The sequence below is a fragment of the Nocardia sp. NPDC051787 genome, from assembly GCF_040681325.1.
GTDB lineage: Bacteria > Actinomycetota > Actinomycetes > Mycobacteriales > Mycobacteriaceae > Nocardia.
Map to the genome: position 1 here is coordinate 41,309 of NZ_JBFAYO010000035.1, position 13,539 is coordinate 54,847.

Here is a 13,539-nt window from a genome sequence, read left to right on the forward strand (position 1 = left end):
AATGCCGCCACGGGAAGCCCCGCGAGGGCAACGTCGCGTGAGCAATCACCCGACTGCCGACCGAGCGTGCGACACACGCACGCGCGACGGTTTACGGGCAGGTGCTCAGTACCCGGGCCATTGCGTCCTTTTCGGACTGGGTAACCCAGAGCTGGTAGGCCGCCTTCACTTGAATCTGCCTGGTTACGTAGGCGCAGTGGAAGCCCTTGTTCGGCGGCAGCCACTCGGCCGCGTCGGAGTCGCTCTTGGACTGGTTGGTGGGGCCGTCCGCGGCCTGCAAGTTCAGCGGATCGTTCGCCAGGTCGCGGCGGCGTTCGGCGGAAAGCTTCTGGGCGCCTTTCTGCCAGGCATCGGAGAGCGCGATGACATGGTCGATCTGCACATCGTCGGATGACTTCGCGCCGCGCTTGAAGTGAATGGTCTTGCCCGTATAAGGGTCGTCGAGCATGCCGGTCGCGACGATGCACTTGCCCGACTTGAACGTCACGTCGGTCAGGTCGCGCTGCAGGATGTCGTTGCGGGTGTCGCAGCCGTTGTTGCCGCCGGGCACCGACACGTTGTCGGACCAAGGCGGGCCGAATTCCTCCCGGCTGTAACCGGTTTTGGCGGCGCGGTCCGTGACGCGCAGGGAATCCAGGAGGGCGAGGGCGTCGCGGCTGGGTATGGCGGCGGTGCACGCCTTACCGCCGGGACCGCAACCTGTCGCGGCGGTCGATTCGCTGGTTCCGAGGTAGGAGCAGGAGACCAGTCCGAGGGAAGTCGCGACCATAACGCTGATCAGGGCCAGGCGGTGTGCTGTGGATTTCATCGAACTTCCTAACGCCGAACCCACCGGAAACTGTAACCGGCGTCAAAGTATCCATTGACCGCGCCGACACAAACGAACGGCGCATATGAGATTCGGCACAGCTGCCCGGATCGGACTGGTGCGCCAAGGTGGTTGGACCGCAGGAGTGGGCCCGCCCCCGAATCGCCGTGCCGGCGCCGACTCGGGGGCGGTCTATCACGAGGAGACCTGGGGAGCTGCGCGGTTGTGCGGATGGTTGTCCACTCCGAAGACCGCACTGGTACGACACCACGGGGCTGATGAGGGGGAGGTCCCGAGGTGTCGAGCCGCACCTGCTCCGGACTCACTCGTGACGATCAGGGATGATCGGGATCCGGCTGGCGCTGGTGCGTCGGGCGACCTGTAGTCGCTTGCGCACCAGCACCGTTTCGCTCCATCTCGATCATGCTTTTTTCTACGTATCGAGACAGTAGATAGCCGAGGCGTCGATTGGCAAGTTCGTTCGCATGTTCCGGAAAATTTCTCAGATGATCTTCAGTTTCCGCCATGCATCTACTGCATGACTACGGATATACACGCCGCAGCGGAGCATAGACAACTGTGACGAGTGTCACTATGCGGTCGGTCACAGGCCCCCGTGATCGTGTGTCGAAACCTGGTGAAGGCAAGCAATCCGGACCTTGGAAGGACGACATCATGCCCACCGTCGAAGTACTCGACTCGTTTCTCAACTACCGCGACACCGGCGTGGGTGCCACCCCGGTGGTGTTCCTGCACGGAAATCCGACCTCGTCGTACCTGTGGCGCAATGTGATTCCCCACGTCGCCGATCGAACCAGAGCGCTGGCGCCCGACCTGATCGGGATGGGGGAGTCGGGCAAGCCCGACAGCGGCTACCGCTTCACCGATCACGCCGCCTACCTGGATGCCTGGTTCGACGCGCTCGGGCTGGACCAAGTGGTCCTGGTCGGCCACGACTGGGGCGGCGCGCTCGGCATGCATTGGGCCGCCCGGCATCCCGGCCGGGTGCGTGGCATCGCGCTGATCGAGACCTTCTTGCGGCCGATGGCCTGGGACGAACTGCCCCCGCTCGGCGCTGAGCTGTTCCGCAAGTTCCGGTCCGCCGAAGGTGAGCGAATGATCCTGGAGGAGAACACCTTCATCGAGTTCAACCTGCCGAAGGGCGTCGCCGACCTCGCCGCCGAGGACCACGACGTGTACCGCGCGCCGTACCCGACCCCGGCGTCGCGCAAGCCGCTGCTGGTGTGGCCGCGGGAGTTCCCGCTCGACGGGGAACCCGCCGACGTGGTCGCCATCGTGCGCGAGTACGGCGCGTGGGCGGCGGCAACGCCCGAGGTGCCCACATTGCTGATGGCGCTGGAGAACGGCGTCGGCTTGGGTTCCCCGGAGGTGATCGACTGGGCCGCGAGCACCTTCGCGAGCGCCGAGGTGGCGCCGATCGGTCCGGCCGGGCACCACGCGCCGGAGGACCGGCCGGACGAAATCGGCCGCGCGGTCGCGGACTGGTTGGACCGGCACGCTCTGCTCGGCGCGGCCGCACGAGCGTGACGCGGGCTTCTGGCCGAATGGCTCGACGGAGTCCGCACCGGCTCCGACGCCGGGGGGGACCGGTGCCGCTTGCGCCGGCCGCGAGACAGGCCGAATGATGGCCGGATGGGCACGGAGCACGATCAGGTCGCGGCGGAAGAGAAGGACATCGTCGCCCGTGCGGTCGCGGGCGACCGGGACGCCGTCGCGCAGGTGGTGCGCCAGTTGCAGGACCCGCTCTACCGGCTGGCCCTGCGCATGGTCTGGCGGCCCGCCGAGGCCGAGGACGCGACACAGGACATCCTGCTGCGCGTCCTCGACCACCTGCACACCTGGCGCGCCGAGGCGAAGCTGCTCACCTGGGCCTACCGCATCGGCGTCAACTACCTGCTGAATCTGCGACGGCAGACCCCGCAGGAGGCCGCGCAGCTGAGTCTGGACGCCTACCGGGAAGGACTGGCCGACGGGCTCGCGGACGCAGACTATCGGGGTCCGGAGGCGCAATTGCTGACCGCGGAGGTGCGGCTCACGTGTAGTCAGGGCATGCTGCAGTGTTTGGGCCGCGACGAGCGGATCGCCTTCGTGCTGGGCGATGTTTTCGAGCTGAGCTCCACCGAGGCCGCCTGGGTTCTCGGCATCACCCCCGCCGCCTACCGGAAACGACTGGAGCGCGCCAAGAAACGGCTCGGCAACTTCATGAACGCGACCTGTGGCCTGGTCGACCCGGCGGCGTTCTGCCGCTGCTCACGCCGGGTGGACAAGGCGCTGGCCATCGGTCGCGTCGACCCGCGCAAACCGGTGTTCGCACGCCATCCGGTCAGCGCGGGCGGTCGCACCGCGGCCGAAGCCGAACAGCAGATGATCCACCTGCACGACGCGGCATCGGTCTTGCGCGCACACCCGGACTACGCCGCGCCCCAGGCGAAAATGGAGGCGATCACCGACCTGCTCGGCTCGGGGCGCTTCCCCATGCTCGGTGCGGACTGACCCGCTCGGAACTCGGACAGGGTGCTCAACCGGAAGGTCGGTTGGAAGGGGCAGACGCATTGCGGTCGCCCGAGGGTGGCGTTCCACGGAGTTCTATTGCGAGACGCGCTATCTGGGCTGGGCCGACGCGGCAGCAGCCGCCGATGACGCGCGCACCTCGTGCGACCCAGGTGTGTGCGTGTTCCGGGGTGAATTGGGCGGGGCCGGTCCAGATATGGCGCGCGGAGTCCCAGCATTCGCCGCTGTTCGGGTAGGTGACCACGGGTTTGCCGGTGCCGGTGGCGAATTCGATCGCGGCGGTGACATAGGCGGGCGCGCAGCAGTTCACGCCGACAGCGATGATCGAGTCCGACGAGGCGGCCACCGCGAAGGCGTCCGTGAGCGGCTGCCCTGCCCGGGTACGGGTGCCTTTGATGGTGTAGCTCAGCCACGCGGGCACACCGATGTCGGTTACCAAGTCGACCAATGCCTCGGCTTCGTCGATGTCGGGAACGGTTTCCAGAGCGAGCAGATCGGCGCCCGCGTCCGCCAGCACCTCCATTCTCGGCCGATGCCAAGCCCGTAGTTCGGCCACACTGCGCCCATAGCGTCCTCGATATTCCGATCCATCGGCACGGGCCGCGCCGTACGGGCCGATCGAGGCCGCAACCCATCGGGGCCTTTCTTCAGCGCAAGCCTCGCGCGCCGCGCGGGCCAGCTCCACGCTGCGGCGCAGTAGCCGGATCGACTCCGCTCGGCTCAGCCCGTGCGCGGCGAATCCGTCGAACGAAGCCTGATAGCTCGCGGTGGTCGCAATATCGGCGCCCGCCTGGAAGTACGCCGCGTGTACGGCCTCGATGGCGGCGGGATCGTCCCCCAGCAGCCGGGCCGACCACAGTGCGTCGGACAGGTCGTGGCCGCGCGCCTCCAGCTCGGTGGCCAAGCCGCCGTCCGAGATCAGCACCCCCGACGCGGGGTCCAACAGCACGGGTCCACTCTAGTGCTTCGACCATGAGTGCACGCCGCGCTGGCGACACGGCAGCCGTGCGCCGGAGTCTCCGATCGTGCGCGCCGCTTCGTCGAGACCGGGGCCGGGATACGCCGCTCGCAGCGATGGAAGCAACGGTATCGCCGCTGATCTGGTCTACGGCAAGCCCGCGTGGTGGAACGAGTACCAGCAGTGCGAGCGATACCGCAGCTTCTGGGTTCGAGGCGGATTTCGCGTAGCGAACTACGCGGGATCAGGCCTGATTCGCGGGGATACCGTCCGAAGCCCATACTGCGTCGAACGGATCGAGTGATGAAGCAATTCGGTTCCCTCACCCATCTCGGGCTGTATCTGATCGACAAGGAAACCGGCGGACCGATCACCCGCCATCCCATCTACGCCGAGGTCGTTGTCACCCAGTACGACCCCGGTTCCGCTGGCGGCCGGATCGATGAGGCCGCCTCGGCGGGGGACCTGGAGGCGCTGCCGGCCTCGGATCGGTCCGTCGAGTGGTCGGCGCCGCTCGGTGTGCTGTGGACCGACCACGTGGGATATGTGTCCTACGACCTCACCCGGCTGCCGTCACCGGTCTGCCACCAACTCGACAGCGAGGCGGTCCTCCGTCGCGCCGGGGTGGTGCGCCGCAACGGCGGTGGCGGCGAGGAGGCCATCAGCATCCGCGCTCTGCCCTATGGATGCTCGGCGTGGATCGACGTCCTGGACCAAGGGCGGTTCACCGTCGGCGCGGTGGTCGGCAGGCTGGTGGTGCCGCGGCCGGGTCCGCGGCCGCCGCACTATGGGACGGGCATGTCCTCCATGCAGAACCCGAGCCTCACCGACTGGCAGTTGTCCCCGTCGTCGTTCGCGACCGACCCCAACCAGCTGATCGGCGAGATCGGCTGCGAAAACCGCTACCCGGCAACGCTCTCGCTGCACCAGTTCGTCACCCGGCAAGTGGTGCGGCTCAGCGACGACCCACAGGGCATCGATATCCCCGACCCCTATCGCGCCGCCTACATCGATGAGTACAAGGTCACCTGGAGCGCGCTCGGGCATTCCCTGGGCGAGATCCTCTACAGCATTCCGCTGGCTCCCGGTGAGTCGGTGAAACTCGGCGTGATCGACTGGTCCGGGGCCGGCGAGGACATGCTGCACCAGACGCACCGCGACCGCACCATCAGCGAAACCGTCCAGGCCGGGCTGCGCGAAATGCAGTACGGCGCCACTTTCATGGGCGGCGTCGCGCACTCCGGCGGCGGCAGCGGCGGCGCGAAGCTCGGCCTTGCCGGCCTCGGTGCGGCCGTCGGCGACGCGTGGAGCGTGGGCGGCTGCACCGCGACCAGCGCGGGCAGCCGCGAGCTGATCGTCCAGAATGTGCAGCGACTCAGCGACAGCTTCTGCCAGGCAAGTTACGCACAGCGAGAACTGAATTCGACGGTGGTGATCCAGGTCGGTCAGGAAGAGAAGGAGTCGATTCACACCCGCACCTTCGTCAACTACAACCGCGCGCACACGCTGACCATCCTGTACTACGAGGTGCTGCGCCACTATCGGGTGACGGTGCAGTTCCTTCGCCGACGTGCCGCGGTGCTGGTGAAGTATCCGGCGGCGATCACCACTTTCGGCATGGCGGAACTGCTGCGGCATCGGGCCGCGCTCGAACCGGTCCTGGTGGATCCGACGCTCGCGCCCGGGTTCGCGGCCCTGGTCAAGCAGGATCAGGCCGCCAGGAATCAAACGCTGCACAATGTCGACCCCGCGAAGCTGGACAAGCCGATCCCCCAGTTCTGGGAGGGCGACATCCGGTTCGCGCTCTTCGAATTCGGTGTGTACACCTCAGAGGGCCTGCGGGACAAGACCGACGAGCTGGCGGTGGTCAAGCTGATTGTGCTGGAGGGGAATTCGACGGTAACCCGGCCATTGCTCGAACACTGGGAAAAGGGCTCCGAGACCCGCAACGGCAATGTCGGCGAGCGCCTCGACGACACCGCGATGTGCTGGTTCATCGCGAAGCCGTCCAGCGGTCCGGTCGCGTGGCGGGATCTGGTCGGATTCGAGTTCGTGCTGCACGACGATGACGAATGGCGGATGGACCGCCTCGCCATCAGGGCCTTCCATCCGGGCGGTGCCGTCTCGCTGCTCGACGACACCGACGTCGACTTCTACTTCCCGCTCAATGGCGCGTCCAACACCGTTACCTTCATCCGCAGACCAGGCCCCCGCCCGGCTGACCTGCGGCCCACCTGGTCCCCAGCGAAATCGCTGACACCGGAGGAATATCAGGCAGCGCAGCGCCTGATCGATCACGTCAACACCGACAACGCCTATTACAACCGGGCGATCATGTTGGCTACTCGGACCGCCGACATCAGCGTCGCCTTCGAATCGCTGCCGTGGCAGGGCGGCAAGACACTCGCGGATGTCGCGATGCCGACCCCGCTGGAGGTGTTCGGCAACCATGTCGCCTACCCGCTGACCGCCGCCGGCGCGGTGATCGGTGACCCGCCGCCGGAGGCGCAGGCCGAACGGCTGATCACCATGCCGACCCGCGGTGTGTTCGCGGAAGCCGAACTGGGACATTGCAATACCGCGGCACCGGATCGTGAAGTCCGTGCCGAGTACGGCGGCCCCGCCACCGGCGGTAGTGGCGCCGGTGCGGGCGAACCCCCCGTCGAGCTCGGCTCGGGCCGCACCACACCGAGCGACCGGTCCTCCACGACCAACCGCTCCCGGGCACCGGGCACAACCGTGCCGATCACGGCGGCCAACGACACCCAGCTCGGCCAAGCCGCCGCCGTCGAATTCTTCGATGCCACCGACGTCGACAACTACTTCCTCGATACCACCGGCAAAACCTTCGCCGGATGGTTCAGCGCCACCTTGGCCGGGCGTGGCAGCTGGGGGCCGCTATCGATGTCGATGGACATCGATACGCTCAACCGGTTCACCGAAACCTGGAACGCTTTCCCGGCGATCGTCGGGACCGACCGCGGTGCCGGAGTTCCCGGCATCGCGCTGCCCGAATTCGCCACGCTGATGGCGAAGTTCCTGCACGAGACCGGTGGGCGGCTGCTGTTCCGTGGTGCCGAAACCGTCGGCGGTTACGGTCATCCCGGGCTGTCGTACGCGTTCGATTCCTTCGTCATCCATCGCCCCGGCGAGAACCCCTTCACCAAGGGCAGCCACAACACCAGCAATGGCAACCGCACCGCTTTCGCCTGCTTCCACGATCCCATCTATCTCGCGGTCTTCGGGACGCTGGCGCCCACCGCGCAGGCGGTGCGTGATCGCACGGAATGGAAAGGCACTGTCTGGCCGACTGGTGTGCCCACCACGATCGACAGTTCCACGGCGTTCCTGCAAGGGGCCGACTTCTACAAGTTCCGTGGCCGTGGCGCCATCCAGTCCACCGGCCGTGTCGCCTATCTTCCGATAGTGGACTTCGTGCGCGGATACACCGGTGACGATTCGCGCATCACCGCTGTCAAGCAACGCTGGGCCGATCTGGCGACGACCCTGGCCTCCCAGGGCATCACGCTCACTACGAACGACGACTTCGCCACCGCATCGAGCAACGCCGACTGGGATGGGCTCTTCCGGTCGATCACGATCCAGGCGGTCGCTGTTCGCGGGCACAACCACATTCCCGGCAAGCATTACCTGCCGATGTCGTCCAGCGTGGCCGTGCTGCGTGGCACCGGCCGCGGTTCGGCCTACTTCGTGGCCATCGGCACCGCGGGCAACAATCCGTCCTACGGGAACGATGTGCGCCAGCGCATGCTGGAATTCATGGGAACTCTTTGGCGTACACCGATGCCCGCGCCGGGACCGGGAGACGGCACTATCGAGCTCTAGCGCCTATCGCCTTCACCCGGCCCCAAGCGGTCAGCTGTGGGGCCGGATCCCCGGCCCCCGCAACCGGCGAACATCGTGGTCGAGGCACTCGGACCTGGGCTCACTCGTCGTCGCTGGGCTGGGCGGTCGGGGGAACGCCGGTGTCGAGGAAGCGGATCAGCCGATCAATGCGTGCGGTGTGATCGACGCAGCGTTCCAAGTGGTGCCCGAGCAGTGCGTTGTCGATCGCCATATCGATGGGCGGCTGGGACGCGGGGTCGCGCAGGGCCGAATGCAATTGCTGGTGAAGCGTTTCCATAGATGGTGCGGCGGGCGTCTCGTCGGACAGCGGTTGGTGACCGGCGACCGCCCGCCCTGCCAATGCCGTGTGCTCGGCCGCCAGCTTTCCCATCGCGGCGAGGATGTCCAGAATCGATCGCGGAGCAACGTGTCCGGGGTGGCGCTGGTATATCTGGTCGGCGACCCGGCTGGCCAGCCATCCGATCCGGGATAGTTCACCCGCGATCTGGATCGCGGTCACCACATGCCGGAGGTCGCGGGCGACGGGCGCCTGCAATGCCAACAGCACCACGGTGCGCGCCTCGCACGCGCCGTACATCTTCTGCAGCTGCTCGTCGAGCGCGAAGACCTCGTAGGTGGCGGTGAGGTCGGCGTCGACGAGCGCGTCGGTGACACGCTCGACGGCGTCGTGGGCGAGCGTGCACATCAGCGTCAAATCCTTCGTCAACGCGATGAGCTCGGCAGTGAACTGGGTCCGCACCGCCAAATTCTCACCTATCGACCGGCGCGGGGTCGATTCCTTACCGGATGTTCTTCGGTCACGACATCGCTTCGGCGCTACCATCTCGGGCTCCACTTGCGAGAGGTCGGCGGTCGCACCTTGCCGCAGTCGCGCGAAATCGCAGGCGGGAGGGTGGTTTCCGTTGCCCGTACCAAGGGCGCACTGGGCCGCGGGCGACCCGTTGCCTCGAATTCCTTGCCGCCAATCCCTGATGGGCAAGGCGCGCCACACATTCGCACGCCTGGTGCTCGCTACGAACCGATGCTCAATGCGGATGTCGGGCCGTGTACTCGGCGCGCTCCAGCGCGCGGCGCTGGGCCCGCTGCGGGTTCTCCAGGTCCGCGGGCAATCCGTGTTTCGCGAGGCGGTGCGCGCGATTCATCGGCATGTACGCGATGGTGTAGAACAGGGCGAGCAGCAGCGCGAGCAAGACCATCGCGCCCCGCAGCCAGAGTTCGCCGGGGAAGAGCAGGAACGCGGCGAACAGCGGTGTGAACGGCACGAGCCCGCGCACGACGTGCCGGATGGCGGCGTACCGGCCGGTCAGGTCGTCGCGCACCCATTCGCGCATCGAGTCGGGCAGGCGGCGTCCGAACGCGTAGCCGATCCATTGGACCGGATTGGGGCGGCGCTGTTCCCGGGTCATGCCCGGACTCCTCGGTCGGCGGTGGCGGGCGAGTCGCCGGGCGTGGCGAGCACGGACCGGCGGGCCGCCTCGTTCACCCGGGTGAGCACTTCGCGGAGCTCTTCGAGATCGGCCAAGGTCACCCCGAGCCGTTGCACGACGGCGGGTGGGATCCGCTCGGCCTGCTCGCGCAGGGCGGCTCCGGCCTCGGTCAGGTTCACCACGAGGTTGCGTTCGTCCCGGCTGTCTCGTTCGCGGGTGATCAGCCCGGCGCTTTCCAAGCGCTTGAGCAGCGGCGACAGAGTGGGGGAGTCGAGCTGGATGGTTTCGGCGATCGCCTTGACCGACATCGGCCCCTCGCCCCAGAGCGCGAGCATCACCAGATACTGCGGGTGTGTGAGCCCCAGCGGCTCCAGCAGGGGTCGGTAGACGGCCAGCACCGCCCGATTGGCCACCGCCAGTGCGAAGCACACCTGCCGGTCCAACCGCAGCGGATCGTCGATCTCGGTCTCCATCGGTCCTCCTCGTCCGCCGTTCAAGTTAATCCACAAATAGTTCGTGCGTTAAGTAATGTGGGCGACATCTCCTCGCGAGATCCCGGCGCGGGCGCCGCTGCTCGATACCGTGAGATCCATGCACAACGCCGCAGGCCCGCTACGCATCCCCGAGTTGGACGCGGTACGGGGTTTCGCGCTGTGCGGGATGCTGGTGGTGACCATCCGGCAGATCGCGGGCATGGCCGCGACGGACGAGACGGGCATGGTGATTCCGGTCGGGCATGCGCTGACGGTGGTGTTCGAAGGACGGTTCCTGCCGATCTTCTCGTTCGTGTTCGGGCTCGGCTTCGCCTTGCTGCTGGACCACGCGGCCGAGCGGAGCGAGCGTCCGCGACTGGTCCTGGTTCGCCATTTGGTCGCGCTCGGCGTCATCGGCCTGATCCATCAGCAGTTCCTGCCGGGGGAGGCGCTGCTGCCGTATGCGCTGGTCGGGTTGGCGATCCTGCTGCCAGCGGCTGTACTGCCGAATTGGGTGGTCCTGATCGCAGGCCTGGCAGGCACCGCCGGCGTGGCGGTGGCCCTCGGTGGCGACCTGGCTTTGGTGCCCGGGTTGTTCCTGCTCGGCCTGGCCGTCGCCCGCGCAGGAATCGTCGAGACCCTGGGCGAGCGGGGTTGGCAGATCGGTGTGGTTTTCGTTCTCGCGCTGCCCGCCGCGGTGGTGGCGGGCAGGTGGGAGTACCGGACCCCGTATCTGGATTTGTGGTCGACCCCCGCCGCGGCGGTGGCGGGTCTGCTCGGCGCGCTTGCGTACCTGGCCGGATTTCTGCTGCTGCTGCGCATCGAACCGGGACAGGTGCTGTCGGAGATGCTTCAGCCGCTGGGCCGGATGGCACTGACCAACTACGTCGGCGCTACGGCGCTGATCCTGCTCGCCGAACCGCGCCTCGGGTTGTCCGGCTCCGCCGACTATGCGGCGCTGCTGGGTTCGGCGGTCGCGATCATGCTGGGGCAGGCGCTGTTCAGCGCCGTATGGCTGCGGTTTGTCGACTACGGTCCGCTCGAATGGGCGTGGTGGTGTGTCACGTGGTGGACGGTGGTGCCGATCCGTCGTGCGCGGGTGCCGAGCCGCCGGTATTGACCTCGGCCGCCCCGGTTTCCAGCGCGGCCAGCGTGGCGGGCACCAGCGGTGCGGTGTCGAATTGGACGGCGACCTCGACCAGCCACGCCAGCTCGCCGGCCAGCGTGGACTGGTGCGGCTCGGTGAAGGATTCGTCGTCGAGAGTGGGTGGCAGACCCAGCCGGTAGGCCCGCAGCGCGGCGGCGATGCGTGCGGCTTCGATCGCGGCAGGCCGTGCGCGCTCCGGGACCGCCAGTTCGGTCGCGAGTCGCTCGGCGACCGCGGTCGCCTCGGCGGTCAGATGCGGCTGCAGGCGCAGCAGCCAGTCGCGAATCTCGATCACCCTGCGGTACACCCGGTCCCGCGCGGCCGGACGACGCCGGGACGACGTGTGCGCCAGCTCGGGGGCAACCTCGTGCAGCGCCAGCCACAGCGGACGCAGCCGCGGCAGCGCCCGCAGTCGCGCGACGGTATGCAGCAGCCAGGGCGCCAGCGAGGGGCACAGGTAGCCGACCAGCATGACGGTCGCGCCGAGACTGGCGAACGCGGGCGCGATGTCGGTGTTGAGGCGGCGCAGCCCGATGCCGAACCACGCCGCGACGATCGCGATCACCTTGCCCACGCTGTAGCCCAGCGCGATCGTGCTGCCCACCGCGAGCAGCCGCAGGCCGCGCCGCAACCAGATTCGGTCGACCTCGCCGATCCACCTGCGGCACAGCAGAATGATCCGGATCAGCGCCGCGGAGTACACGGTGAGATAGACGCCGAGGAACGCCACCGCGAGCGGGACCTTCGCGTAATGATCATCGAAGTCGGTGGGATGACTTTCATCGTGCACCGGCGCCACCGTGAACAGCAGCGTCAGCACGGCGAGCATGAGCAACGGCAGCGCGAGGATGCGCCGCCCGGCACGATTGTCCGGCTCCTGGGGCGCCACCATGAACCCGGTCCAAACGATCTGGGCGAGCACCGCGGTCGCGATGGCGCCGTACACGACGAGCGAAGCCAGATTCGGGATGCCGGAAACGTCTCCCAGCCAGGTATAAGTCTGCGGCACAGCGGCTTCGAACCCGATGCCCGCCGCGAGAATCGCGAACGCGACGGCCCAGCGTGCGGGATTATCGGGGCTGCGAAGGGCGAGACCGACGCGCCATACGAACGCCGCGAACGCGAAGGCGCCGATGCCGCCGTACACCGCCGCGAACCACATCGGCTCAGCCCTGTCCCGGACCGAGCGCGTCCAGCAGCCGGCGCGCGGCGACGGGCGCGGAGTCGGGCAGCACCCACTCCTCCCGCGCGGTCCAGTGCGTGATGTGGTGGGCCATCAGCATATTCGCGATGTCCTCCGCCTCTTGCTCCTGCGGCTGGGCGTAGCTGGTGCGGCCCAGCATGCGCCGCACGACCGCCGGGTCGATATTCGGGGCGAGCAGCCGCACCGCTTCCGCGCCGCGCACGTCCACGGCGTGATGCCCGGCCAGCAGATGGCCGAGCTCGTGACAGACGATGTGGTCCTGGTGCACCTTCGAGGTATTGCGCTGGTAGGCAATGAAATCGATCGTTTCGGTGACCAACAGGCCGCCGGTGAGGCCGGTCACGGGGAAGCTTTCCGCGCGCAGCCGCAGTGGCCGGGCGCGGCGCGCGGCCACCGCCTCGGCGAGCTCGCCGACGGTGAACCGGCCGGGCAGTTCGAGGCCGCGCAGTTCGCGCCGCAGCCATCGACGATCCAGCACCGGCTGGTCACCTCCGTCCTCGCTCCACGCCGCGATCCGCATCGCTCACTCGCCGTCTTCGTTCTCGATGCGCCGCAGGATGTCCAGCATCGCCAGCACCGACTCCGCGCGGACCGTACCGTGTTGCAGCCCGTCGCGCAGCACCAGCTCCAGCACCTCGTGTTCGGCATTTCCCTTGAGCGCGTTGATCAATGCCAATTCGCTGCCCCGCGCCGCGGCCAGCTGCGGATCGGTGAACGGGTCGAGGCTGTCGAGCCCGAAGTAGCCGCGGAACACCTCCAGCGTCTCGTAGGACGGGTTCACCGCCTGCCCGGTGCGCAGCTTCCAGAGGTAGTTCGCGGAAAGGCGCGCACCGGTGGTGCGGTGGATATCCTCGGCCAGCGCTCGGTGGGTGATCTCCAGGAGTCGTCCGTCTTTGCTTGCGGGCGGGTGCATTCCATTGATCAGCGTGTTGAGAGCCCGGGTGAACGGGTGTGGATCCTCCCCCATGGTCAGCGTGTCTCCTGTAGTTGACAGGGTGTGTGTCGTAGATCATACTCGTCCGTGCTCCGCCAGCGCATGCCGGTGTGGTCGCCACGAAGGCCGTGCCCGTCTCCGCACTGGTCGCGGTGCTCTCCGCGCCTGCGGGGACGATTCGGGTGACCG

The 13,539-nt window shown here is 67.6% G+C and carries 13 protein-coding genes; 4 read left to right on the top strand and 9 right to left on the bottom strand.

Going from position 1 to position 13,539, the window contains the following annotated elements:
• Positions 1 to 91: 91 nt before the first annotated feature.
• Positions 92 to 808 (bottom strand): HNH endonuclease family protein, encoded by a 717-nt coding sequence (locus tag AB0M45_RS28815; protein ID WP_364335660.1) that lies wholly within the window; start codon positions 806 to 808, stop codon positions 92 to 94.
• Between the two features lie 335 nt (positions 809 to 1,143).
• Positions 1,144 to 1,335, bottom strand: coding sequence for a hypothetical protein (locus AB0M45_RS28820; RefSeq protein ID WP_364335662.1), 192 nt, complete (start codon positions 1,333 to 1,335; stop codon positions 1,144 to 1,146).
• A 148-nt stretch (positions 1,336 to 1,483) separates the two neighbouring features.
• Here AB0M45_RS28820 and AB0M45_RS28825 point away from each other — a divergent pair, with 148 nt between their 5' ends.
• Complete coding sequence (locus tag AB0M45_RS28825) at positions 1,484 to 2,356, top strand: haloalkane dehalogenase (protein ID WP_364335664.1); 873 nt, start codon at positions 1,484 to 1,486, stop codon at positions 2,354 to 2,356.
• A gap of 105 nt (positions 2,357 to 2,461) precedes the next feature.
• Positions 2,462 to 3,322 carry an RNA polymerase sigma factor gene (locus AB0M45_RS28830; RefSeq protein ID WP_364335666.1) on the top strand — a complete coding sequence of 287 codons (861 nt, stop codon included), beginning with the start codon at positions 2,462 to 2,464 and terminating at the stop codon, positions 3,320 to 3,322.
• Positions 3,323 to 3,347: 25 nt separating this feature from the next.
• Here the strand turns inward: AB0M45_RS28830 and mmuM are convergent, their stop codons facing one another.
• Positions 3,348 to 4,286: a homocysteine S-methyltransferase gene (mmuM, locus tag AB0M45_RS28835; protein ID WP_364335729.1), complete on the bottom strand. Its 939-nt coding sequence runs from the start codon at positions 4,284 to 4,286 to the stop codon at positions 3,348 to 3,350.
• 315 nt (positions 4,287 to 4,601) lie between these two features.
• Between mmuM and AB0M45_RS28840 the strand changes: the two genes are divergently transcribed.
• Positions 4,602 to 8,144, top strand: coding sequence for a hypothetical protein (locus AB0M45_RS28840; RefSeq protein ID WP_364335668.1), 3,543 nt, complete (start codon positions 4,602 to 4,604; stop codon positions 8,142 to 8,144).
• Between the two features lie 100 nt (positions 8,145 to 8,244).
• Here AB0M45_RS28840 and AB0M45_RS28845 read toward each other — a convergent pair whose 3' ends face one another.
• From AB0M45_RS28845 to AB0M45_RS28855, 3 genes are all read right to left on the bottom strand, one after another.
• Positions 8,245 to 8,904, bottom strand: a complete 660-nt coding sequence (locus AB0M45_RS28845; protein ID WP_364335670.1) for a PhoU domain-containing protein — start codon at positions 8,902 to 8,904, stop codon at positions 8,245 to 8,247.
• Positions 8,905 to 9,190: 286 nt separating this feature from the next.
• On the bottom strand, positions 9,191 to 9,571 hold the full coding sequence (locus AB0M45_RS28850; protein ID WP_364335672.1) for a DUF5313 family protein: 381 nt from the start codon (positions 9,569 to 9,571) through the stop codon (positions 9,191 to 9,193).
• Complete coding sequence (locus AB0M45_RS28855; RefSeq protein ID WP_364335674.1) at positions 9,568 to 10,065, bottom strand: MarR family transcriptional regulator; 498 nt, start codon at positions 10,063 to 10,065, stop codon at positions 9,568 to 9,570. The genes AB0M45_RS28850 and AB0M45_RS28855 overlap by 4 nt, the downstream gene beginning before the upstream one ends.
• Positions 10,066 to 10,183: 118 nt before the next feature.
• Here AB0M45_RS28855 and AB0M45_RS28860 point away from each other — a divergent pair, with 118 nt between their 5' ends.
• The gene (locus tag AB0M45_RS28860) at positions 10,184 to 11,185 is read left to right on the top strand and encodes a DUF418 domain-containing protein (protein ID WP_364335676.1); all 1,002 of its coding nucleotides are present in this window, start codon (positions 10,184 to 10,186) and stop codon (positions 11,183 to 11,185) included.
• On the opposite strand, the gene AB0M45_RS28865 is transcribed toward AB0M45_RS28860, so the two are convergent.
• The 3 genes from AB0M45_RS28865 to AB0M45_RS28875 are packed head-to-tail and all read right to left on the bottom strand — an operon-like array spanning position 11,127 to position 13,383.
• Entirely contained in the window at positions 11,127 to 12,374 is a 1,248-nt protein-coding gene (locus AB0M45_RS28865; protein ID WP_364335678.1) for an MAB_1171c family putative transporter, read from the bottom strand. The genes AB0M45_RS28860 and AB0M45_RS28865 overlap by 59 nt on opposite strands.
• 4 nt (positions 12,375 to 12,378) lie before the next feature.
• Positions 12,379 to 12,936 carry a hypothetical protein gene (locus AB0M45_RS28870; protein WP_364335680.1) on the bottom strand — a complete coding sequence of 186 codons (558 nt, stop codon included), beginning with the start codon at positions 12,934 to 12,936 and terminating at the stop codon, positions 12,379 to 12,381.
• Between the two features lie 3 nt (positions 12,937 to 12,939).
• Positions 12,940 to 13,383 carry a hypothetical protein gene (locus AB0M45_RS28875; protein ID WP_364335682.1) on the bottom strand — a complete coding sequence of 148 codons (444 nt, stop codon included), beginning with the start codon at positions 13,381 to 13,383 and terminating at the stop codon, positions 12,940 to 12,942.
• Positions 13,384 to 13,539 lie beyond the last annotated feature (156 nt).